Source organism: Affinundibacterium baiyunense, from assembly GCF_018139645.1.
GTDB lineage: Bacteria > Pseudomonadota > Gammaproteobacteria > Burkholderiales > Burkholderiaceae_D > Undibacterium > Undibacterium baiyunense.
Genome location: NZ_JAGSPM010000001.1, coordinates 532,485 through 554,703 on the forward strand (window position 1 = coordinate 532,485; position 22,219 = coordinate 554,703).

The 22,219-nt window shown below is 42.8% G+C and carries 24 protein-coding genes; 3 read left to right on the forward strand and 21 right to left on the reverse strand.

What is annotated here, in order from left to right; all coding sequences use genetic code 11:
• The first annotated feature begins 203 nt into the window (after window positions 1–203).
• The 3 genes from flgA (at window position 204) to KDM92_RS02310 (ending at window position 1,850) form a co-directional block, all read left to right on the forward strand.
• On the forward strand, window positions 204–923 hold the full coding sequence (flgA, locus tag KDM92_RS02300; RefSeq protein WP_212682819.1) for a flagellar basal body P-ring formation chaperone FlgA: 720 nt from the start codon (window positions 204–206) through the stop codon (window positions 921–923).
• Window positions 924–1,044: 121 nt separating this feature from the next.
• Window positions 1,045–1,359, forward strand: a complete 315-nt coding sequence (flgM, locus tag KDM92_RS02305) for a flagellar biosynthesis anti-sigma factor FlgM (protein ID WP_212682820.1) — start codon at window positions 1,045–1,047, stop codon at window positions 1,357–1,359.
• Complete coding sequence (locus tag KDM92_RS02310; RefSeq protein WP_212682821.1) at window positions 1,356–1,850, forward strand: flagella synthesis protein FlgN; 495 nt, start codon at window positions 1,356–1,358, stop codon at window positions 1,848–1,850. The genes flgM and KDM92_RS02310 overlap by 4 nt, the downstream gene beginning before the upstream one ends.
• 149 nt (window positions 1,851–1,999) lie before the next feature.
• Here the strand turns inward: KDM92_RS02310 and motD are convergent, their stop codons facing one another.
• From motD to flhD, 21 genes are all read right to left on the reverse strand, one after another.
• On the reverse strand, window positions 2,000–2,779 hold the full coding sequence (gene motD, locus KDM92_RS02315) for a flagellar motor protein MotD (RefSeq protein WP_189344297.1): 780 nt from the start codon (window positions 2,777–2,779) through the stop codon (window positions 2,000–2,002).
• Between the two features lie 39 nt (window positions 2,780–2,818).
• Window positions 2,819–3,562 (reverse strand): flagellar motor protein, encoded by a 744-nt coding sequence (locus tag KDM92_RS02320; protein WP_212682822.1) that lies wholly within the window; start codon window positions 3,560–3,562, stop codon window positions 2,819–2,821.
• Window positions 3,544–4,278 carry an RNA polymerase sigma factor FliA gene (locus KDM92_RS02325; RefSeq protein WP_189344299.1) on the reverse strand — a complete coding sequence of 245 codons (735 nt, stop codon included), beginning with the start codon at window positions 4,276–4,278 and terminating at the stop codon, window positions 3,544–3,546. Before KDM92_RS02325 ends, KDM92_RS02320 begins: the two co-directional genes overlap by 19 nt.
• A gap of 7 nt (window positions 4,279–4,285) precedes the next feature.
• Window positions 4,286–5,128, reverse strand: a complete 843-nt coding sequence (locus KDM92_RS02330; protein ID WP_212682823.1) for a MinD/ParA family ATP-binding protein — start codon at window positions 5,126–5,128, stop codon at window positions 4,286–4,288.
• Window positions 5,121–6,398, reverse strand: a complete 1,278-nt coding sequence (flhF, locus tag KDM92_RS02335) for a flagellar biosynthesis protein FlhF (RefSeq protein WP_212682824.1) — start codon at window positions 6,396–6,398, stop codon at window positions 5,121–5,123. Before flhF ends, KDM92_RS02330 begins: the two co-directional genes overlap by 8 nt.
• Window positions 6,395–8,476: a flagellar biosynthesis protein FlhA gene (gene flhA / locus KDM92_RS02340; RefSeq protein ID WP_212682825.1), complete on the reverse strand. Its 2,082-nt coding sequence runs from the start codon at window positions 8,474–8,476 to the stop codon at window positions 6,395–6,397. Before flhA ends, flhF begins: the two co-directional genes overlap by 4 nt.
• Window positions 8,473–9,627 (reverse strand): flagellar biosynthesis protein FlhB, encoded by a 1,155-nt coding sequence (gene flhB / locus KDM92_RS02345; RefSeq protein WP_212682826.1) that lies wholly within the window; start codon window positions 9,625–9,627, stop codon window positions 8,473–8,475. Before flhB ends, flhA begins: the two co-directional genes overlap by 4 nt.
• 212 nt (window positions 9,628–9,839) lie before the next feature.
• Entirely contained in the window at window positions 9,840–11,057 is a 1,218-nt protein-coding gene (locus tag KDM92_RS02350; protein ID WP_189344304.1) for an EAL and HDOD domain-containing protein, read from the reverse strand.
• 174 nt (window positions 11,058–11,231) lie between these two features.
• Entirely contained in the window at window positions 11,232–11,627 is a 396-nt protein-coding gene (gene cheY / locus KDM92_RS02355) for a chemotaxis response regulator CheY (RefSeq protein ID WP_186889376.1), read from the reverse strand.
• A gap of 97 nt (window positions 11,628–11,724) precedes the next feature.
• Complete coding sequence (locus KDM92_RS02360) at window positions 11,725–12,801, reverse strand: protein-glutamate methylesterase/protein-glutamine glutaminase (protein ID WP_212682827.1); 1,077 nt, start codon at window positions 12,799–12,801, stop codon at window positions 11,725–11,727.
• Window positions 12,802–12,865: 64 nt separating this feature from the next.
• Entirely contained in the window at window positions 12,866–13,474 is a 609-nt protein-coding gene (gene cheD / locus KDM92_RS02365; protein ID WP_189344306.1) for a chemoreceptor glutamine deamidase CheD, read from the reverse strand.
• Window positions 13,471–14,364: a CheR family methyltransferase gene (locus KDM92_RS02370; protein WP_212682828.1), complete on the reverse strand. Its 894-nt coding sequence runs from the start codon at window positions 14,362–14,364 to the stop codon at window positions 13,471–13,473. Before KDM92_RS02370 ends, cheD begins: the two co-directional genes overlap by 4 nt.
• A gap of 54 nt (window positions 14,365–14,418) precedes the next feature.
• Window positions 14,419–14,925: a chemotaxis protein CheW gene (locus tag KDM92_RS02375; protein WP_212682829.1), complete on the reverse strand. Its 507-nt coding sequence runs from the start codon at window positions 14,923–14,925 to the stop codon at window positions 14,419–14,421.
• Between the two features lie 33 nt (window positions 14,926–14,958).
• Window positions 14,959–16,998 (reverse strand): chemotaxis protein CheA, encoded by a 2,040-nt coding sequence (cheA, locus tag KDM92_RS02380; RefSeq protein ID WP_212682830.1) that lies wholly within the window; start codon window positions 16,996–16,998, stop codon window positions 14,959–14,961.
• A 108-nt stretch (window positions 16,999–17,106) separates the two neighbouring features.
• Window positions 17,107–17,472, reverse strand: a complete 366-nt coding sequence (locus KDM92_RS02385) for a response regulator (protein ID WP_212682831.1) — start codon at window positions 17,470–17,472, stop codon at window positions 17,107–17,109.
• Between the two features lie 47 nt (window positions 17,473–17,519).
• Window positions 17,520–18,068: a chemotaxis protein gene (locus KDM92_RS02390; protein ID WP_212682832.1), complete on the reverse strand. Its 549-nt coding sequence runs from the start codon at window positions 18,066–18,068 to the stop codon at window positions 17,520–17,522.
• 58 nt (window positions 18,069–18,126) lie between these two features.
• A complete protein-coding gene (gene motB / locus KDM92_RS02395; RefSeq protein ID WP_189344311.1) occupies window positions 18,127–19,044 on the reverse strand; it encodes a flagellar motor protein MotB in 918 nt (305 codons plus the stop codon).
• 17 nt (window positions 19,045–19,061) lie between these two features.
• A complete protein-coding gene (gene motA / locus KDM92_RS02400; RefSeq protein WP_189344312.1) occupies window positions 19,062–19,922 on the reverse strand; it encodes a flagellar motor stator protein MotA in 861 nt (286 codons plus the stop codon).
• A gap of 133 nt (window positions 19,923–20,055) precedes the next feature.
• On the reverse strand, window positions 20,056–20,760 hold the full coding sequence (locus KDM92_RS02405) for a class I SAM-dependent methyltransferase (protein ID WP_212682833.1): 705 nt from the start codon (window positions 20,758–20,760) through the stop codon (window positions 20,056–20,058).
• A gap of 117 nt (window positions 20,761–20,877) precedes the next feature.
• Window positions 20,878–21,429: a flagellar transcriptional regulator FlhC gene (gene flhC / locus KDM92_RS02410; protein WP_189344314.1), complete on the reverse strand. Its 552-nt coding sequence runs from the start codon at window positions 21,427–21,429 to the stop codon at window positions 20,878–20,880.
• Window positions 21,430–21,464: 35 nt separating this feature from the next.
• Window positions 21,465–21,782: a flagellar transcriptional regulator FlhD gene (flhD, locus tag KDM92_RS02415; protein WP_189344315.1), complete on the reverse strand. Its 318-nt coding sequence runs from the start codon at window positions 21,780–21,782 to the stop codon at window positions 21,465–21,467.
• Between the last annotated feature and the right edge of the window lie 437 nt (window positions 21,783–22,219).

The following is a 22,219-nucleotide window of genomic DNA, read 5'->3' on the forward strand; positions in this document are numbered from 1 at the left end:
GTTGATGCCATTTTATTTATGCCATTAAAACGCGTGACGGTTTTGCTTAATGTGCATATTAGTTGGAATAAATCTGTTTTGATCTGGCGATAAACCCCCAAAAAGCCCGCCTATTCTTCCAATCGAGTTCTTGCCATCGCCCTACAATGCTTAGGAAACAAATTCACTTTTGATACAAACAAAGTAATGAAGAGGAAATACAGATGCGCAGTTGTCACCAGTTACTTCGTTTAAGAAATTACATTGTGCTGATATTTGGACTATTTATTTCGACTAGTTCAATCGCGCAATCGATTGATACACATATTCAGTCGAGCGCAATTTCCAAGGAAGTTGAGAGTTTTTTAAGATCACAAACCAATCAACTTCCTACAGATACAGAAATCACCGTAAAGCCAATCGACGCCCGCCTAAAATTACAAAATTGTGAAGAACTCAAAGCTTTTCTTCCCTCGGGCACTAAGGCATGGGGGAAAATCACAGTTGGCGTTCGATGTGCTTCGCCGAAATCTTGGACTGTTTACGTTGCAGCACAAGTTCGCGTTTTCGGTGATTACTATGTGACAAAGAATCCAGTAAGCGCTGGTCAGAAAATCAATGAACAAGATATCATCACCATGCGCGGTGAAGTCAGCAGCCTAGCTCTTGGTACAGCTTTATCAATTGACAAGATAATTGGAAAAACCATGCAATCTGCTTTTCCTGCTGGGACAAGCTTTAGAAACGATATGTTTAAATCGATACCTGTTATCCAGCAGGGACAAAGTATCAAAATAATTAGTGAGGGTCCTGGCTTTCGTGTATCGAACGACGCTGTCGCCATTAATAGCGCCAATGAAGGGCAAGTAACGCGGGCAAAGACTGCTTCTGGCGTGATTGTCAGTGGAGTCGCCCGCGCAGGTGGTTTTATTGAAATTCAATAAAGACAAAAATAGGAAACAGCACAAGCAAATTCATAATTACTGAAATAAGATTAAAGTTTAAAATAAGCGAGCCGTTATACAGAGTGTAGATGTATGTCAATCCAACCTCAAAGGTAACATCGTGAAAATTAATGATTCGCTAAATGCAACCCAAGGACTACCAAGTAGTCCACCAGCGCCACGCGCGGACAAAGCTGGCGATAATGCAAAGGTCGCAACAACACCTTCCATTAACGTACAGATTTCTCCGATGTCTGTGCAATTGCAAACGATGCAACGCACACAAGCAAGTGGAGCTGTTTTTGAAGCTAAGAAAGTAGAAGAAATTAAATTAGCTATCGCTGAAGGCCGTTTCCAAGTTGATGCGGAAAAGGTCGCTGACGGACTACTTGAAACTGTCAAAGATTTACTTAACGCCAGAAGACAACCAACATGAATCAAACATTGAACAATACCGCCCAAATACAGCAAATCATCAACAATGAAATTGATGTGATGCAGTCCTTGGTGCAACTTCTAGAAGAAGAGCAACAGGTATTGATCAATAATGAATCTGAAAAATTAGAAACTATTACACCGAATAAGAATCAACTATTGAGTAAAGTAGTTGAACTCGAGAAGAGTCGTGGACAAGCGATGCTGCAGCTAGGACTTAGCAATGATGCTGATGGTATGCGTCAATTGTTTGCCACCAACTCAAGCAATGTAGCATTGGCAAACGCGTGGCAATCATTGCTGTCTTTATCAGGCACTGCGCAAGAGCAAAACAAAAATAACGGATTATTAATTAATCGCCAGCTTAGCAAAAATCAAGCTGCATTAAACATACTACAAAGCGGTAGCGCCCATCAGGCTGGCTCCATGTATGGAGCCGATGGTCAATCGAAGATCAAATCAAATACAGGTCGCGGCATCGTCGCGGGCTAATCAAACTACGCATCTCTGTGCAGAGGCTTCAATTTTTCGGCGCATTAAAATTCAATTTCAAGTACCTTAGCTTCGAAGTCATTCACTCGAACGACTCAAGTATTTGTTGGTGATGTAAACGTCTAAAACTCGAAGTGAAATTTTGTCGATTAACGCTGAACTTGTGTTACCGGGATATCGACAGGCGTCTCTGGCAGCACCGCTAAAATCGTAATTGCCACTCGCCTATTTCGCGCTCTGCCTTCCGCGGTCTCATTTGATCCGACAGGAAATTTAGGCCCCTGACCAACAGCGGTAATACGATTTTCGTCTACGCCATTTTCCATAAACAATCGAGCAACTGTGCTTGCTCGCATTGCAGACAACTCCCAATTCGATGGAAAAGTGGAATTTCTAATCGGTAAGTTATCGGTAAATCCTTCTACCTGAATTGAGTGGCTATCTAATTTGAGGACTTCTGCGATCGCCTTTAGTGCCTCTAACGAGTCAGTATTTAACTTCGCTTCGCCTTGTGCAAACAACAAACTCGCGTTAATTTCAATCGAAACACCACGACTTGTCTGCGTCACTCGAACTTTGCCCTCACGCACCAATGGCTCTAACACTCCCATAATGTCGCGAGCGACTTGCGTCATTTTTTCGCGCTCTTTTTTTAAAGGTTCCGCATTTCGTGGACGGATTAACGGCAAGGTATCGATAACAGCTGTTTGATGTTTTTTCAGATCGGGAATTTCACCCGCAGCAATCACCACATTAGAACCAAAAGCGCCGGTCAATGAGCTAGACAAAACCCGATACTTGCCTTCATTCAAAGAAGATATCGCATACATCACAACAAAGAACGCAAAAAGCAACGTCATAAAGTCAGCATAAGAAACTAACCATCGATCATGGTTATCCGCCTCTTCCTGATACTTTTTGCGCGCCATAATGTCTATTTCTCGATTGAATTGCAGCAGTCTTTTAAATCACTTTAACTTATGGTTGGATAACCGCTCTTCGACAATTCTTGGGCTATCGCCTTGTGCAATACTGTAAAAAATATCTGCCAGCATTTCTCTTCTAACCACTTCTTTACCAACAATTTCCTTGAGCTTGTTTGCAATTGGGAGGAAAAATAAGTTGGCCAGACCAACACCATAAATCGTCGCGACAAATGCGACCGCTATCCCGCTCCCTAACTTACTTGGGTCGGTTAAATTTTCCATCACATGAATCAAACCAAGCACTGCACCGAGAATACCAATTGTTGGCGCATAACCACCCGCGGCGTCCCAAATCTTGATAGCTTGCCGTTGCTCCATTTCATAAAAAGAAATATCGACATCTAATACATCTTTGATTCGTTCAGGGTCGATTCCATCGACAACTAGTTTCAAACCCTTCTCAATGAACGGGTCTTTGACAGAATCGATATACCGCTCCAAGCTCAGGAACCCCTCACGTCGTGCAACGACACTCCAGACCAAGGCATCTTGCACGTTTTTGCGACTTTTATCTTCAGGCAGTAAAACTATCCACTTCAATAGTTTGATGCCGCGAATAAAAGTGGACATACGACTTTGTAGCAAAACCGCACCGATGGTACTAACCACAACAATCACAAACGCGGCCGGTTGAACCAATGAAGACAGTTGGCCACCTTCCAGCAACTGCCCAGAGAGGATGCCCGTAACAACAAGAATAATACCAATTAAGCTAGCCCGGTCCACGCCCGCTCCCTTAATGATGCACGAAGCCGGCCAACTGCCTGGCTGTGTAATTGTGAAACGCGAGATTCAGAAACTCCCATCACCGCGCCGATCTCTTTCAAATTTAATTCTTGCTCGTAATACAGACCCATTAATAGCTTTTCGCGCTCTGGCAAGCTATTGATCGCATACACCACCGCATCACGAAAATCGCCATGTAATAGATCTTGTAACGGATCTCCTTGACGATCATCATTGCAAAAATGATCAAGGAAATGTTCTTTGGTATCTGCATCATGAAAATCTTCATAATACAAAAGTTGATGCCCACCACTTTCACCCAGCAACTCCTGGTAATCAACCAAGGTTAACTTAAGGTGTTTCGCAATTTCTGTTTCCATCGGAGGACGACCTAATTTTTGCTGCAATTCGTTCATGGCATTTTCTATCTTGCGCATATTTTGTCGAACGCCACGCGGTAGCCAATCACTGCTACGCAATTCATCTAACATGGCGCCACGAATTCTTTGAATCGCGTAAGTTTCAAATTGCGCGCCATGATTATCTTCATAGCGATTGACGGCATCAAGCAAGCCTATCATGCCAGCCTGCACCAAATCATCGACTTCAACACTGGGAGGCAATCTGGCTTTTAACTGATAAGCCAATCGCTTCACCAACGGCGCATGCTCGGTGAGGATTGAGTTCTTATCTGATTTACCACTTGCTGTGTACATAAATTAATTAATATTCTAACGGGACGCCCAGTTGTGACATTGCATCAAATCGAAACCCTTGACTCGCAGTTGAAACCAACTTTTCTGCCATACGTACAAATGCATTTGCCGCTTTCGACAATGGGAACGCATCAACGACTGCACGCCCTAATTCTGTCGCCCGCACCAAATGAATATCTGCGGGTACATGTCCTACAAAGTTTAATTCCACAGCCAAATAACGTCTAGCAGTCATTGAAAGATTTGAGAAAACCTTCTGCGCTTGTTCGATATCAACACCAGAAACAACCACTCCATAAGTGCGACGACCAAAACGATTATTTAAGCGCTTAATTAAGGCATAAGCATTCGTGATCGCTTTTGGATCTGCGGAAACTTGGATAATCAATTCGCTATCTTCAAACGAAGACAATAGAAAGGTATCATCCGCATTCAATTCACAATCGACCACGACCAAATCTGAACGACTGGCAGCTAGATCAAACACCTTAGACAATTCTCGATATCCCGACTTCGGCAAGCCCAAAGTGCTTGGCAGCGCATGTGCTACTTTGGTAATCGACAAGCCTGGTGAGACCTCCTTAATAACGGCATCCATTGTACGCTGTTGTCGAACGACCTCCAACAATGTCTGGTCAGATTTTAAGTTTAACCAGCTACTAAGACTCGAATTCGTCAGTTTCGCGTCCACCATCAAAATATTTTTACCCCTGCTTGCCAAAGTCGCCGACAAATTAATCAACATGCCATTTCTCTCGGAATCTGGTAAAGCTGAAAGAAATGTTAACACCCGAAGCTTGGGTATCTCCAACATGCGGCGCAAGCCTTCTGCTTGATCAAAGTTAAGCAAAATGCGCCTCCGATTTTCTCATAGTTGCAGAAGAATTCGAAGCCGCCATGCTGGTCATCAACAATGGTAATTCATCATTTTGAAATTGATAGGCTGATGTCTCGCGTTTTAGCTTGAATGCACGATCCACCAAATACTCCTTGTTAGCGATATGCAAATCCTCTGGCACACGTTGACCACTCGCTACATAGTACAAGTTGAGTTTTTGTCGAAGAGCGATATCCAAGGCACCGCCTATTGTTGCAGCCTCATCCAACTTGGTTAAGATGCATCCAGACAAACCTTCGCCTCGATATGCTCGCACCACTTCAGTTAAAGTTTCGCCAGTCGAGGTTGCATTTAAACACAAGAGACGTTTTACATTCGCACCAGAACCAGACAGCATGGCTACTTGTTGCGTTACCATTTTGTCGCGCTGACTAACGCCGACTGTATCAATCAAAACCGTATGTTTGTTTTTTAATTCCGCCAGTGCGATTTTCAGATCAGCCTCATCTTTCACAGAGTGAACCATGACGCCAAGAATCTTGCCATAAATTCGAAGTTGCTCGTAGCCGCCAATACGATAACCATCGGTCGTAATCAATGCCAGTTTCGATGGGCCGTGTCGCATCACGCAACGTGCAGCAAGTTTGGCGGTAGTCGTGGTTTTTCCAACTCCAGTTGGACCAACCAAAGCATAAACGCCACCCTGCTCTAGAATTTCATTCTCATTACTGATGGTTGACAAGTTTTTCACCATGATCGACTTTACCCAATCCAATCCTGCTTGTGCATTTCCGCAGTCAGGCATTTTTTCTATGATTTGTCGAGATAAACTAGCACTCAAGCCAGTTGCTAACATTTCACGCAAAACGTCGGATTTATACGGTGTCTTTTGCTGCGTATTCAGCCAAGACATTTCAGATATCTTGCCCTCTAACATATCGCGCATGGAACGAATTTCGCTCATCATCATGGCAACTTCCGCTTGGCTTGGCGTTACCGCAGCTTCGTCCTTCGCTGATTGAAATAACGATGGATTTGCTTGATTAACACTAGGATTTTCCGCTGATTTCGGATTTGGATTAAATTGCATTCGTGCTGCGGACTTTTGTAGTGTTTCCGTTTCACTAGCCAAACCGGTCAGTGCTTGATCATTCATCGCCAGAATTTCAACCTGACCATCTACATTACGATTCGACAAAATCACCGCGTCCTCGCCCAACATAGCGCGAACTTTGCGCAATGCCTCTCTTGAACTTGGTGCTATAAATTTCTTGACGTTCATAATTGTCCTCCTACCTGACTGGTCACTCTAATTGTCTTTGTTTCTGGAAGTTCTGCATGTGAAAGCACTTTTACTTGAGGCAAGGTACGTCTCAAGAATCGGGCTAACAATGCCCGCAACGGAGCTGGAACTAACAATACTGGGGTGAATCCTAATTGCTGTTGATGCTGTGCCGCAGCTTCAGTCTGCATCGCCAAGGTATCTGCCAAACCAGGCTCTAAACTCGCGCCATCAGCGCCATGCCCTTGTAGAGTTTGCATTAATAGTCGTTCCAGACGATTATCCAAAGTCATGACAGCCAACTCATTTCCAGTTGGGAAAATCTGCTGAACAATTGCGCGTCCCAAGACTACTCGTACTTGCGCAGTAAGCTCATTCACATCTTGTGTATGGTTACCATATTCGCTCAAAGTCTCAACAATTGAGCGCATGTCACGAATATGCACACCTTCAATCAACAAGTTCTGCAAAACTTTTTGAATCACAGAGAGAGGTAATAAACGTGGCGTTAAATCCTCAATCATCTTGGGTGATTCTTTCGCCAAGTGATCAAGCAATTGCTGAACTTCATGACGGCCCAAAAGTTCTGCAGCGTTGGACGTAATCAGATGATTTAAATGGGTCGCGATTACCGTACCAGCATCGACGACGGTGTAGCCCATTGCTTGTGCCTGCTCGCGCATCGACGCGTCAATCCAAACCGCAGGTAATCCAAAAGCAGGATCTGTTGTAGGAACGCCGGGTAAGGTGCCTGAGACCATTCCTGGATCAATTGCCAAGTACTGCCCCATATTCGCATCGCCAGTTCCAATTTCGACACCTTTTAAGGCAATGCGATATGAACTAGGTTTGAGCTCCAAATTGTCTCGAATGTGAACTGGGGGAGATAAGAATCCTATATCTTGTGCAAATTTCTTACGGATACCTTTAATTCTTCGCAATAGTTCACCACCCTGATTTTTATCCACCAAGGGAATCAAGCGATAGCCCACTTCCAGACCTAAAGTGTCAACTGGCAAAATATCTTGCCAAGTAGCCTCTTCCATTTCGGGTGTGGCTTGTACGGGGGCAGGTTGATCAATAACAGGGGCAGCTTCTGCACGTTTTTTCAATAAGTAACCAGCACCCGCCAAGCTTCCAGCCAGCAAAATAAACGCAACATGTGGCATGCCAGGAATAATCCCCATGCCACCAATAATCCCCGCTGTGATGTACATTACTTCTGGCTTGGAGAACAATTGATTAATGAATTGATTGCCAATGTCCTGTTCACTAGCCACGCGTGACACCACAATACCCGCTGCGGTAGAAATAATGAGTGAAGGAATTTGTGCGACCAAGCCATCACCAATCGCCAACAATGCATAGACCTTAGAAGCTTCAGAAAAACTCAGATCGTGCTGAACCATACCAACAATCAATCCGCCGACTAAGTTAATAATCGTGACTAAAATACCAGCTACAGCATCGCCCTTTACGTACTTACTTGCACCGTCCATCGCACCATAAAATTCAGCTTCTTGCGCGACCTCGGTACGACGACGACGTGCCTCATCTTCTGCAATTAAGCCAGCATTCAAATCAGCGTCAATCGCCATTTGCTTACCTGGCATCGCATCCAATGCAAAACGTGCTCCCACTTCAGCAATACGCCCCGCACCTTTGGTAACCACTGAGAAATTAATGATCGTGAGAATAATGAAAACAACGATACCAACTGCGTAGTTACCACCAATCAAAAAGTGTCCAAACGCTTCAATCACTTTACCTGCAGCGTCAGGGCCATTATGACCTTCCGTCAAGACGACCCGTGTCGATGCCACATTGAGCGATAAGCGTAACATCGTGCTTACCAACAAGACCGTTGGAAACACCATAAAATCCAATGGCTTAACGGTATATAAGCTGGTTAACAAAATGATGATTGCTAACGCGATATTGAAACTAAAGAAGATATCCAAAGCAAAAGCAGGCAACGGCAAAATCATCATCGCTAACATCATGACGATTAATATCGGCCCCGCTAGCGCTCTGGAACCCGCCCCGCTCATCCACGCTGGTAACTTTAAGGAATTCATACGACTACTCCACCTTCATTTGACAAGGGATCTAAACCTGTCGGTACTTGAATATTTTTGGGCTCAACTGGAGGAATGCCACCCGACTTACGATAGGTTCGTAATTGGAAGACATAAGCCAAAATCTCCGCCACAGCGGCATACAAAGATTCAGGAATTTCATCGCCAAGCTCTGTGTGTTTGTAAAGTGCACGTGCTAGTGGTGGCGCCTCTAAAATAGGAACGTTGTTTTCTTTCGCTAATTCACGAATTTTGGCAGCGAGCACATCCGCACCTTTGGCGATCACACGTGGCGCACCATTGCTACCATCGGCATATTTCAAGGCTACAGAGAAGTGAGTCGGGTTAGTCACTACCACATCGGCCGTCGGAATTTCCGCCATCATTCTTCTGCGTGCCATTTCTCGTTGCTGTTGACGAATCTTCGCCTTAATCTGAGGATTACCGTTTGCCTCTTTGGATTCTTGAATTACTTCTTGATGCGTCATTTTTAGTTTTTCGGCATAAGCCCACATTTGGTACGGCGCATCAATCACCGCGATCAACACTAAGCCGCCCACAATCGCCAAAAAACACACTCCGAGCATATGTCCAAGATGCGCACTGGCCTCATCCAAAGGTTCGTTAATCAAACCAAAAATGGCGTCCTTTTGTTGTGCAACGACGAGCCAAGCAATCGCGCCAACCAAGATCGTTTTCAATATCGCCTTTACCAGCTCCACTGCCGATCTAGACGACACCAAATTGCCCATTCCTGCAATCGGATTTAAGCGCGAAAATTTGGGCTCTAAGGATTTGAAACTGAACAGCCATCCGCCGATTAACAGCGGAGATCCAATTGCTGCGAGAAGTAACAAGCCAACAATCGGTAGAAATGCCAACATCACATCCACAACCGAATCAATAATCTGCATGGTCAAAAAATTGGCATCAAATGCGGCACTACGTTCGAAGGAGAGGCCGCGTGAAAAATTTTTCGCTAAATTATGAAATAGCGTTTCGCCATAAAAGTACAAGCCACCACCCGCCGCCAGCAAAACTGTGCAAGTAGAAAGCTCTCTCGAACGGGGAACATCGCCCTCCTCACGCGCCTTTTCAAGTCGCTGGGGCGAGGCCGGTTCGGTTCTTTCTAATCCACTATCTTCTGCCATGTTTTGTCCAATTAGATCGAAATCTAAAAAAATTACCTCAGGACAAATTATTCACGAATATGCAGGTAACAGATCGAATGAATAGAATGGGATAAACCCCTTATTTCACGAATCAAGGGGCTAAATTGGAATGGGAGGATAAAAATCAAAAAGCCCAAATAATCAAAAGTATTATTTGGGCTTTTGAGGTGTGTCGAAGATCGACAAAAAAATTATGCTGCGGCAGAAATATTCTTAGCCCATACCAAGGCGGATAAATGCGCTTTATTGACATCGACAGGCGCAATTTTTAATGTTTCGGCAATCGAAGACACCAACATGCTGTTGAGTTCACATGCTTCGGCCAGCGCGAGGAAAGGACCGTAAATTCCGCTTCGTGAAACCAAAGCATCAACAACAGGTTCGGGCAGTTGAATCGTCGATAAAACTTCTTCCATCGGAATCCCCAACAAGCGATCCAGTAACGAGAACATTCCAGCAACAAACAAATTCTCTGCGTCTGATTTGGACATAAATGGCTGCCCAAGAATTTCTGCAAAACGACCACGTACGATTGCAGTTTCTAGCAACACAGGTGAGTTGCCACTTGTGCTTGCTGTTGCCAATAATAGCGATAACCAACGATACAGCGGACTGTATCCCAAAATCGTGACAGCATGTTTTAAAGACTGCACTTCGGTACGCAGACCAAAACCAGCCGAGTTGATATACCTTAGCAATTTATATGCGAGTGCAGCATCACGCTTTACCACTGCCTCTAGTTGTTGGATATCCGCATTTTTACGAATCATCTCCATCAATTGAAGTATCGTAGTCTGCGTGGTGTTGAGACCTTTTTGCGCAACATTAGGTCTAGGCGTCAAATGTAGTTTACCAACAAAGCTCGATAACCCGAGCGCCGCGCAAGCATCAAAATCCTGCCAGTTACCCACATTACGCGCAACCATCTGCACATTCGACTGCTTAAGTGCTGCATACATCTTCGCTTGCGCAGCTAAGTTACTCGAATCGAGTTGAACTTCAAAGTGCGTGATTAAAGGAAAAAATGATCGCTCTAAAGCAGAAATATCCGCATTTTTTAGGCAAATACCAAAGCCAGCAGTGCGCAACTCCTTAATCGCAGCAATTGACGCTTCGTCAGCGAAGTATCGCTTTGAAAATATCAGGACCGTATTCTTTGGTGAAAGTTGACGTAATCCCTCAGCCTGTAGCAGGCCTGGTACAGCCTCTAAAAAAATGAGGCTATCATCGAGTAAAAATTTACCATCCTCATCGCCTAGTTCGTTGGCGACAAATGACATGAGTGCACTTAACTCTGTCGTGTCCAACTCCGCAGCCTTGGCATTCTGTTGCCATGACAATTGAAAACCAATCACCCGTTGAGAAGGATCAAGTAAGGGTTCTCTGACGATGAACTTTACATCACTCATAAATATTTAATTTTTATAATAATTAGAATTAAAAGCTACTCGAAAAATTGTCGCTTTGCTTAAATCGCTACTAAGAAATTAGCAATCAACCTAACCTACTCTCATAGCAGACTTCACACACTCGATGGCTGTAAAGCTGAACAAAAAATGCTACGCAAGAAACGCTTTTCAAAATCAGGCAGGCTTACCTAATTTTTCAAAAATTTTCGATAACTTCTCATCCAAAGTTGCTGCGGTAAATGGCTTAACCACGTAGCCATTAGCGCCAGCCTGCGCCGCTGCAATGATGTTTTCTTTTTTAGCTTCAGCTGTAACCATCAACACCGGTAATTTTGCCAATGCTGGATCAGCACGAATGTGTTGCAACATCGTGAGACCATCCATGTTTGGCATATTCCAGTCAGAAATGACGAAATCAAAATCACCACTCTTCAATTTCGCAAGGCCAAGCGCACCATCTTCGGCTTCGTCAACATTTGAATATCCGAGCTCTTTCAACAAATTACGTACGATGCGACGCATTGTCGAAAAATCGTCAACTACTAAAAACTTGAGGTTCTGATCAGCCATAACTTACTCCATAAATTCACAAAGGACCGAAGTGCTTATTATCGGTTATATAGACATCTTTTAGTACTTCATTTGCTGCGATTACTACATTTCTTACTTAAACACGCAATGCGCGGCTGCCATGTTGATCTAAATAATGCAAGACTTTATGCGGCAATTCATTTAACGGCGCAACTTCATTGACTGCACCAACTGCGATTGCCTCTCTTGGCATACCAAATACAACACAACTTGCCTCGTCTTGTGCAAAATTATAGGCACCAGAATTTTTCATTTCTAACATGCCTTCTGCACCATCTTTTCCCATTCCTGTAAGAATCACACCAACCGCATTTTTACCTGCGTATTTAGCGGCAGATTTAAATAACACATCCACCGAAGGTCTGTGTCGATTCACCGGTGGTCCATCATTTATCTCAGTCACGTAATTTGCGCCACTGCGTGCTAACAACAAATGTGAATGCCCAGGGGCGATATACGCATGTCCAGGCAAAATACGCTCCCCGCCTACTGCTTCCGATACAGATATCTTACACAATCCATCCAACCGTTTTGCGAAAGATTTGGTAAATCCCTCTGGCATGTGTTGCGTAATGAGAATTCCTGGACAATCTGACGGCATTTGACTTAAAAAATTCTTGATCGCCTCTGTTCCACCGGTTGAAGCACCCACAATAATTAATTTTTCACTACTTACCAAAGGATTTCTAACCGATGGCAATACAGACGGTGAATGACTACCTGCCGAGCTAGTTGGATTGGTACGTGCGCGAATTTTTGCCTTCGATGCTGCTCGAATTTTATCAGTGATCACATGAGCATACTCATGCATACCACTTTGAATCGATAACTTCGGTTTTGTGACAAAATCAACCGCACCTAGCTCTAGTGCTCGCATAGTGATTTCTGATCCACGTTCGGTCAAAGACGACACCATAATGACAGGCATTGGGCGTAATCGCATCAACTTTTCTAAAAAGTCGAGCCCATCCATTTTTGGCATTTCAACATCCAAAGTCAGAACATCAGGATTACATTGTTTGATCAACTCTCTGGCAACCAAAGGGTCAGGTGCGACACCAACGACCTCCATGTCACTTTCTTCACGAATAATCTCACTTAAGATACTTCGTATCAGAGCAGAATCATCAATGATCAAGACTTTAATTTTCATTCTGCCCTCACAAACTCAATTTCATAGTACACATACGACTAAACAACAGCGAGTGCATTTAAATTCAAAACAAATCGACATCGCCACCAACAGGCACGCTTTTTAGTCGGCTTGCATAGTCGAGCTCGCGCTTCTTCAATGTATCGTTGTGCTCTACCTTCAGTTTTTTAACTAACACCTTACCAGTTTTAGGGAAAAAATAGACTTTTCTAGGATAAATATCATTCAAATCTTCAGCAATTACTCGCATACGTTCCATACGCAAATAATCCAATACAAATTTTGCGTTTCGCTCGCCAACATTAATCGCGGTGAAACCACGTAACACGTTGCCACCACCAAACACCTTGGCTTCCATGTTCTCTCTACGTGCCCCAGCTTTGAGTAACTCGTTGATTAACACCTCCATCGCATAAGTGCCATAACGCATTGATGCAGACACGGGATTATCCGAATTCTCACCGCCATCTGGCAGCATGAAGTGATTCATCCCACCAACACCAGATACGCGATCACGTATGCAAGCCGAGACGCAAGAACCTAGCACGGTGACAATCAGCATATCTTTATTCGTAAAGTAAAACTCACCTGGAAGAATCTTTGCAGCGTCACAATCGAAGGTGCGATCATAATAAACGTTTGTCGCAAAGTGTTCTTCGCTAAACTGACTCATAAGTCACCCTTTTTTAAATCGTGAGAACTCAATTTCTTACGCTTGTCTTCTTGGCTCGCCAGCACATACACAGTCTTACCACGTAACTTGAAATCGTCAGATACATACAAGAAATTCTCTGAATGTCCAGCGAACAATAATCCGTCAGGTTTTAACAAGGGCACAAATTTTTTCAAAATATTTGCTTGCGTTGGCTTATCAAAATAAATCATCACGTTTCTGCAAAAAATTGCATCAAATTCGCCATTCAGAAACCATCTATCATCCAACAAATTCAAAGCTTCAAAATTAATCAAACCTCTGAGCTCTGGGCGGACCAAAACACTGCCCTCGTTTTTTCCTCGCCCCTTCAAGAAATACTTGTGCACAATGTCATTTGGCAATTTCTCAATTCGATCGATGTTATATACACCACGCGCTGCAACACTCAAAACATTAGTATCAATATCCGTGGCAATAATCTCGACGTTAGGTTTAAGCGTACCTAAGGCTTCACAAACACAAATCGCGATTGAGTATGGTTCTTCTCCAGTAGAACTTGCAGAACACCAGATTCGCAATGGCCCCGACTTCTTCTTAATATGCTCAGCCAAAATGGGGAAATGATGTTCTTCACGGAAAAATGAAGTCAAATTCGTAGTCAAGGCATTCGTAAAAGATTCCCATTCATTACTATTGGTTTCGCGCTCAAGCATATTCAAATACACTGAAAACGAGCTAATTCCAGTAGCACGTAGTCTTCTCGCAAGTCGGCTATAAACCATTTCTTGCTTACTATCTGACAAAGAAATTCCGGCACGTTGATAAATTAAGCCACGTACACGATCAAAATCATGATGGGTAAAATCAAACTCTTTTTCACCGTCAGAACGCTCTGCTGGCTTTGCCATTCTTTATTCCTAACGTATATCAATACTGATCATCAAATACCGAGCCAATCCTTCTTAATCGGTGTTATCCATTAACCCCATTTCCGGACTTGACATCAATTTTTCAATATCTACCAAAATCAGCATTCGCTCTTCGAGCGTACCCAATCCAATTAGGAAATCGCTATTAAATGTGGTGTTCATTTCTGGCGCTGGTCGAACTTGCTCAGGCAATAAAGTCATCACGTCAGAAACGCTATCCACCACCATGCCAACCACACGTACTCCAATATTCAGAATAATCACCACGGTTAATTGGTCGTAGGTTGGCTCACCCAAATTAAACTTAATCCGCATGTCAACAATCGGAACGATAATGCCACGCAGATTAATAACGCCTTTCAAAAAATCGGGCGCGTTAGCGATACGTGTGACTGCTTCATAGCCACGAATTTCTTGCACCTTTAAAATATCAATCCCATACTCTTCATTGCCCAGTGTAAAGGCCAAAAATTCATGTGTAGTGAGGTCATCTTTTTCGGACTGCGATTTTTTTGATAAGTCATCAGAATTTTGTATCATGATTGATTCCTTTTAATCTTATTAAACTAAAGCCTAACGTACAGAACGCAATATCGCAGCAACATCAAGAATGAAAGAAACACCACCATCACCTAAAATCGTCGCACCAGATATACCCGGGATCTTTCTGTAGTTTGATTCAATGTTTTTCACCACCACTTGCTGCTGACCGACTAAATCATCAACAAATAAAGCTGCTTTTCGGCCATCAACTTCTACAATTACTGTGATACCGTTGGCTGGATCTCTATGCTTAGGTTCGATATTAAATGTCTCAAACAAGGGAATTAAAGGCAAATATTCTTGCCGGACTTTAATCACGCGCCCCTTGCCGTTAATTTCTTTGATATCTTCTGACTGCGGCTGTAAAGATTCCACCACGAAACCTAAAGGCAGGATATAAATTTCTTCGCCAACCTTGATTGACATTCCGTCCAAAATCGCCAAAGTCAAGGGGAGTGAAATAGTAATCGTGGTGCCAAAACCGCGCGCAGAACGTATATCAACGACACCGCCCATTTGCGTAATATTTCGCTTCACCACATCCATTCCGACACCACGGCCTGAAACATCTGTAACAACTTCAGCGGTTGAAAAACCAGGCGCAAATATGAGTTGCCAGACTTCAGGATCTGACATGGAATCTGAAACATTTAATCCACTTTGCTTGGCTTTTGCTAGAATTTTTTCACGATGTAAACCGCCACCATCGTCGCAAACCTCGATGACGATATTGCCGCCTTGATGTACGGCAGAAAGAGATAGCTTACCCACTTCGCCTTTGCCATTCTCAACACGAGTAGTAGGCATCTCAATTCCATGATCAATACTATTTCTGACTAAATGCGTGAGTGGATCGACAATTCGCTCAATCAAACCTTTATCCAATTCGGTTGATGCACCATAAGTAACAAACTCAACTTTCTTACCCAACTTATGAGCTAGATCTCTCACCATTCTAGGAAAGCGTGAGAACACATAATCCATTGGCATCATACGAATCGACATCACGGCTTCTTGCAAGTCTCGCGTATTGCGAGTTAAGTGCGCGACACTACTCAATAAACGCTCATTTGATACTGGATCAAGGTCTTGAGTCCGCTGAGTTAACATCGCTTGAGTAATAACCAGCTCACCAATCAAATTAATGATTTGGTCAACCTTTTCAATACCAACACGAATGGTAGTCGACTCATGTCCAGCAGCATTCTTTTCAGCTTCTTTTTTTACGGAGTTTTTACTTGAATTGTTATTGGAATCATGAACTGGTGCGGATTCTGACTTAGCTTGCTCAACGATCGGCTTGTCCTCGGGAGGGAACATAGACTCAATTGGCTCAAAAAATCCATAGCCCAATTCATCTTCAGTCAGCTCTTTTGCCTTACTTGCTTCCAGCATTTTTTCTTCCGAAATCAGCATATTGTCGGCATCAACAATAAAGGAGCAAACCGCCAAAATGTCATCAATCGTGCCATTGGTTTGTAGCACGATAGAATCTTGACCTTCCCCGTTTTTCTCTGATGAAGCCGAACCAAGAAGCGCAAGTTCCGAAGTTAATAATGTAAGATCGGCATCCTTAACACCCTTAAAACTGACACGAAAACAATGAAGATATTTTTCTTCAGGCTGAGTCGCCTGCGCAATTGGCGCTAACGCGGGTGCTGGACTTGCTTTAGGTTTGAAATCTTCTTGCACAAATGACTGCAATAACATTCGTACGTCGCCAACAGCATCAAGGTCAACTGCTGAGCCCAAACGATGTCCATCCAACTGCATTTTCAGAACATCTTTCGCTGCCAAGAACGCGTCTACGTGTTCTGCCGTTAGAGACATTTCTCCTTTACGAATCTTATCAAGCAATGATTCGAGAATATGCGTAACCTCCGACATATCTGTCAGGCCAAAAGTAGAGGCACCACCTTTAATAGAATGTGCAGCACGAAAAATTGCGTTCAAGTCTTCGGGATCAGGCGATGAAACATCAACCCCCAATAATAACTTCTCTTTTTCTGCGAGAAGTTCTTCAGCCTCATCAAAAAAAACTTGGAAGAACTGACTCATGTCAATCGTCATTATTTCACCCCGTTTATCTCACAGATATGTCGTAACACGATTAATCTGATCGATACATTCACATGAAAACATATTCATCATGCATCAACCAAGATTAATTAAAACGCACTATCCGATTACTTTTTTCACAACTTCCGTCAATTTTTGTGGATCAAATGGTTTCACAAGCCAACCATTTGCACCAGCAGCGCGCCCTTTTGCTTTCATTTCATCACTTGACTCGGTAGTTAACATGAGAATTGGAACACGTTGATAAGTTGATAGCGCACGTAAAGATTTAATCAAAGTCAAACCATCCATGCGTGGCATGTTCTGATCGGTCAACACCAAGTCAACCACCTGCCCTTTGGCTTTTTCTAATCCATCTTGACCATCTACAGCTTCAATGACTTGATATCCAGCTGCCTTCAAACTAAATGCAACCATTTGGCGCAGAGATCCAGAATCGTCCACGGCTAAAATTGTCTTGGCCATCATTACTCCATTCAGAAAATTGAGAAAATTATTACCTCAATCAAAAACTAAAATAACTCTATATCACCACTATTTAAATGCTGTTGATTCACCGTCTTGCGCAGCAAGCTTTTCAATTCCACACTCTGCTGTTCTAATTTTTCCGTAATTTCATGCAACACAACCGCGATTTCATCCATACCACCATCAGCAGGAATTACATTTCCAACCATATCTAAGGTCGAGAGAAGTTCCCGCAATCCCGCACTTCGTTGGACAGTTCTTGAGATTAATTGATTAGTGAGATCCTGAAATTGCAAGCTTGTAACGGCACGTCTGATGTGGAGTCCGATATCTGATTGTATCTGCGCAAGCTTTTCAACATTCTCTTGCGGAACAAGCCCTGTATTCACCAGACCCAAAATTTGTTCTTCTTGCGAAGTAATTGAGGCATGCAAATCTAGGAAATTCTCACCAAGCTTTTCAATCGCTTCTGCCAATAGCAAAGTCGTCTGAACCAAATCAGTTTCGACTTCTAAAAGATGGGCCACTCCATGATCTGATACACCAGATAAAAGTTGCTTAACTTGAGAACCCAAATTTTTTTTCTTTGTCATGTTCAGCATCCCATTCTGCAACTCACAATTGCAATTTTGCTGCATTAATTCGGTCAACTTATTTTTTTACTTCAAGCGTTTGCTCTGTTGATTTGGCCAGATCGACTTCTCCACCGTCTTGCGACGCAGACAACTCTGCTTTCTTATTCATCACAATAATACTGATACGACGATTAATTGGATTGAGCGGGTCTTCTTTGTCGAATAACACTGAAGAAGAAAGGCCAACAATTCTCAATACTTTCGTTTCGTCCATTCCGCCATAAATTAACTCCCGTCGTGACGCATTGGCTCGATCTGCAGACAATTCCCAGTTGCTATACCCTAGTTCTCCGCTTCCATATGGAGCTGCATCGGTATGCCCAGACAAACTAATTCTATTCGGCACATCATTCAGTGCTAGACCAATCTCATGCAGAATCACTTTTGTATATGGCTGCAGATCTGCCTTGGCAGATGCAAACATTGGTCGATTTTTTTCATCGACGATTTGAATACGTAGGCCTTCCGTGGTGATATCCAATAACAACTGCTTCTTAAACTGCTTTAGTGTCGGATTAGATTCAATCGCTGCTTCAATCTTTTCTTTTAAACCTTTTAAACGCTCAGCATCTGCTCTTGCAAGAGCTGCTTCCGCCGCCTGCAAATTATAAGTTTTCTTAACTGCTTCGATTTCACCTTTTTTCGTCTGACCGTCACGAATAGAGAGATCTTTCCCGCCACCTTTAATCACGCTAGAACTATCACCACTTCCCTCGCCACCAGCCATCGCCACTTTTAATGGTGTTTGAAAATATTCGGCAATGCCTTGCAAATTTCCTTTTGCTGTTGACCCCAGTAGCCACATCAACAAAAAGAAAGCCATCATCGCCGTAACGAAATCAGCGTAGGCGATTTTCCAAGCGCCGCCGTGATGTCCACCAGCGACTTTCTTAATTCGCTTTACAACGATGGGACGTAATTCTTCGTTTGCCATAATTTTTCGTCAGTAGCTTACTTGGACTTAGACTGTTTAATGTGCTCTTCCAATTCAGAGAAAGTCGGACGCTCTGTTGAATACAAAACTTTCCTTCCAAACTCAACCGATAGCGCAGGCGCATAGCCATTCAAACTAGCCAGCAAAGTCACTTTCACACATTGAAAAGTTTTGGATGATTCATCTAGCTTTTGCTCTAACAAACTAGAAAGAGGTCCAACAAAACCATACGCTAAGAGAATACCCAAGAAAGTACCCACCAAAGCCTTTGCAATCAAAATACCCAATTCTGCGGGAGGAATACCGACCGATTCCATCGTATGAACCACCCCCATCACCGCAGCAACGATACCAAACGCTGGCAAACCATCACCAAGCTTTGCCATAAAGTGTGCGGGAACTGCACCTTCATGGTGATGCGTTTCCAACTCGTTGTCCATCAAGTTTTCAATCTGAAACGCGTCCATATTGCCTGAGACCATCAGGCGCAAATAGTCGCTCAAAAACTCCATTAAATGGTGATCAGAAACAACCAGTGGGTATTTGCTAAATAGAGGGCTTTCTTCAGGCTTTTCAATGTCGCCTTCAATCGACATCAAGCCTTCTTTACGTATTTTGGTAAGAACGTCAAACAGCATCGTCATCAATTCCATGTACATCGCTTTGTTATACTTAGACCCCTGAAATACAGTAGGCAAGGCTTTCAACGAAGCCTTAATTGTTTTCGAGTTATTGCCGACCAGCGAAGCACCAACTGCAGCCCCACCGATCATCAAAAGTTCAATAGGCTGAAACAATACGGCCATATGTCCACCGGCCAAAACAAAGCCACCAAACACGGATCCGCAAACCACGATATAACCCACAATGACTAACACGAGTTAGACTCCTTCATTCGTTTGAACTCGATTAACTGCTCATTCGAGCAACAACTTAAGAATACCAGCGATCTCATAACATTAGGCAACATTTTCCCGAATATTGCCCAAAAAATATATTTTTGTTGTTTCGTTATACACGCCAGCCATATAAATATACTCCGCCCAAGTTAATTTTCATAACAATATCGGGAGTGACGTCAGGAACGATGAATTCATAGCTCAAAAAAAGTGAACCCGGCCTCATTTCAGTCTTCACTTTGTGCCAAACACTAGGCATCGCAGCCGGAGATAAATAGCAGAAAACCACATCAAATTCCGCGAGATTGAGTTGATAAAAATTACCCAACTTAAACTTCACTCGTGAGCGATTAAAAAGTCCTCGTAAATAACTAATCAACCAAGGCAAAGGAGCAATTTCAACGCCAAGAAACTGTCCATCAGGTCGACGCTCAGACAACTTAATAAGAAGCCCTCCCATCCCGCTACCAATATCAACAAATCGCGGTGAATTCATGGTCGAAATCTGCTCCAATAGCGGAGCCAATAATTCTGACCTAGATGGATAATAGGGAACTTGAGATCGATAAGTCGACCAAAATATGGCCGAAAGGAGGATCAATATGAGCAAATAAAAATGCGGGGAAATTTCTTGTTGAAACAAGAAATAGGCAGATAGAGGAAATAGAAATTGAATGGGTGCCCACCACCAATCAAATCTCAACAGCAGAGAAAAACTTGCAGCAACAACGGCATGCAAAAATAAAAAAAAGAGTAATGAAAAACCGATTTGAAACTTAAATCGAATCAAACCCAATACAAGAAAAGTAATGACCAAAGAACCCAATTGTATTAACAAGGACTGTATTCCAATTGAGAACTTCAACTTACTCACCTCATATCATTTTCACCTTTAAAATCATATCACCATTAAGCCATACACCAAAACAACTACTTAATTCAAAACACGCTCTGCATCTAATGCGCGCTGTTTTTTTGTTTTCCCAGCACGTGATGGCATGTGACAAAGTCCACAAGCGTAGTGATCATGTAAATCTAAAGAGTGCCCAACAAATTGACCACCGCACTGCTTACATTTCACAAATGAGAGCATGTTTCCCTCGAAGAAGCGTACCAAAGTCCAAGCTCTAGTTAATGACAATACCGGCTCTTCGCCTTCTGGCGTTGGCATCTGTTCTTGATACAATTTATATGCTTTTACCACAGCGTGAATACCATCAATATCAGCATGATCACGCAGATATTTAAAGATATTCATAAACAATGAAGAATGAATATTTGGCTGCCAAGTAACAAACCAATCAGTCGAGAACGGCAGCATGCCTTTTGGTGGAGACACACCTTTAAGCTCTTTGTATATTTTCAGCAAACGCTCTCTTGAAAGTGATGTTTCAGATTCTAGCAATTGCAATCGTGCACCTAAATTGACCAAGTCCACTGCCAATTGAATCTCATTTGCTTCATTAACGATACTTTTCGTAGCCATTTCGCACCTCGACAATTTTCAAATTCAAGAAAAAACTAAGCGATTTCTTCGACTTTTTGACCAGCCATTAATATAGCTGCGTGTGAATGCGCGAGACTGCGTTCTTTATTGTAATTTGTTAACATGCAAAGAATTGAACTGTCTTCAAAGCGGAAGCGAGCAAGCATCATATTCGAACCGGCCAATTTCAATATCTGGGAGTTATTCATACCCTCGATCAAATCAGCAATTTCCTTACTGATGCCAAGTCGAAATATTGCTGTTGCTTTATCTGCACGGATCATTTGCTGCGCCAACATTAAGTAACTCAAGTTAGCGTCACGGATCTCAGCCATCATGTCATTTGGTGTCATTTTAGTACTCCCACTTATTTGCCCTAGCGAAATGTGTTGCCAGTGAGACAGATTGTGGTACTTACCGAAAAATGGGTGTATCAGCAAAAGTATGAAATTGAATGTGGAAAAAAAAGAAAAATCCAATAGGAATTCATCCTACATTGGATTATTTTAGATAACTTTCCTAAATTTTTAGGAAGTTTTAAATTGAAAGCTGAGTTTAAATAAAAACTGAAAATTCAAATTAAACTCAAATAAAACAAAGAGTTACAAGAAAAAACAAATAACAAGGATCTTTGTTCTAAACCATTAACGGCACAACTTTAGAAAACTTTAGGGTGAATTCAAAATATTTTTTAAATTTTTTTCCTACAGATTTCAAGCAGATTAACGGCAAAAAAAATCGCCACTTTAGGGTGGCGATAAAAAATATTTCAAATACTTGTGTTGGTTTT

Excerpts from the sequence above, each read along its gene's own strand:
- flgA (WP_212682819.1), top strand. The coding sequence starts at position 204 with ATGCGCAGTTGTCACCAGTTACTTCGTTTAAGAAATTACATTGTGCTG.
- KDM92_RS02310 (WP_212682821.1), top strand. The coding sequence starts at position 1,356 with ATGAATCAAACATTGAACAATACCGCCCAAATACAGCAAATCATCAAC.
- motD (WP_189344297.1), bottom strand. The coding sequence starts at position 2,779 with ATGGCGCGCAAAAAGTATCAGGAAGAGGCGGATAACCATGATCGATGG.
- KDM92_RS02325 (WP_189344299.1), bottom strand. The coding sequence starts at position 4,278 with ATGTACACAGCAAGTGGTAAATCAGATAAGAACTCAATCCTCACCGAG.
- flhF (WP_212682824.1), bottom strand. The coding sequence starts at position 6,398 with ATGAACGTCAAGAAATTTATAGCACCAAGTTCAAGAGAGGCATTGCGC.
- flhA (WP_212682825.1), bottom strand. The coding sequence starts at position 8,476 with ATGAATTCCTTAAAGTTACCAGCGTGGATGAGCGGGGCGGGTTCCAGA.
- flhB (WP_212682826.1), bottom strand. The coding sequence starts at position 9,627 with ATGGCAGAAGATAGTGGATTAGAAAGAACCGAACCGGCCTCGCCCCAG.
- KDM92_RS02350 (WP_189344304.1), bottom strand. The coding sequence starts at position 11,057 with ATGAGTGATGTAAAGTTCATCGTCAGAGAACCCTTACTTGATCCTTCT.
- cheY (WP_186889376.1), bottom strand. The coding sequence starts at position 11,627 with ATGGCTGATCAGAACCTCAAGTTTTTAGTAGTTGACGATTTTTCGACA.
- KDM92_RS02360 (WP_212682827.1), bottom strand. The coding sequence starts at position 12,801 with ATGAAAATTAAAGTCTTGATCATTGATGATTCTGCTCTGATACGAAGT.
- cheD (WP_189344306.1), bottom strand. The coding sequence starts at position 13,474 with ATGAGTCAGTTTAGCGAAGAACACTTTGCGACAAACGTTTATTATGAT.
- KDM92_RS02370 (WP_212682828.1), bottom strand. The coding sequence starts at position 14,364 with ATGGCAAAGCCAGCAGAGCGTTCTGACGGTGAAAAAGAGTTTGATTTT.
- KDM92_RS02375 (WP_212682829.1), bottom strand. The coding sequence starts at position 14,925 with ATGATACAAAATTCTGATGACTTATCAAAAAAATCGCAGTCCGAAAAA.
- cheA (WP_212682830.1), bottom strand. The coding sequence starts at position 16,998 with ATGACGATTGACATGAGTCAGTTCTTCCAAGTTTTTTTTGATGAGGCT.
- KDM92_RS02385 (WP_212682831.1), bottom strand. The coding sequence starts at position 17,472 with ATGGCCAAGACAATTTTAGCCGTGGACGATTCTGGATCTCTGCGCCAA.
- KDM92_RS02390 (WP_212682832.1), bottom strand. The coding sequence starts at position 18,068 with ATGACAAAGAAAAAAAATTTGGGTTCTCAAGTTAAGCAACTTTTATCT.
- motB (WP_189344311.1), bottom strand. The coding sequence starts at position 19,044 with ATGGCAAACGAAGAATTACGTCCCATCGTTGTAAAGCGAATTAAGAAA.
- flhC (WP_189344314.1), bottom strand. The coding sequence starts at position 21,429 with ATGGCTACGAAAAGTATCGTTAATGAAGCAAATGAGATTCAATTGGCA.
- flhD (WP_189344315.1), bottom strand. The coding sequence starts at position 21,782 with ATGACACCAAATGACATGATGGCTGAGATCCGTGACGCTAACTTGAGT.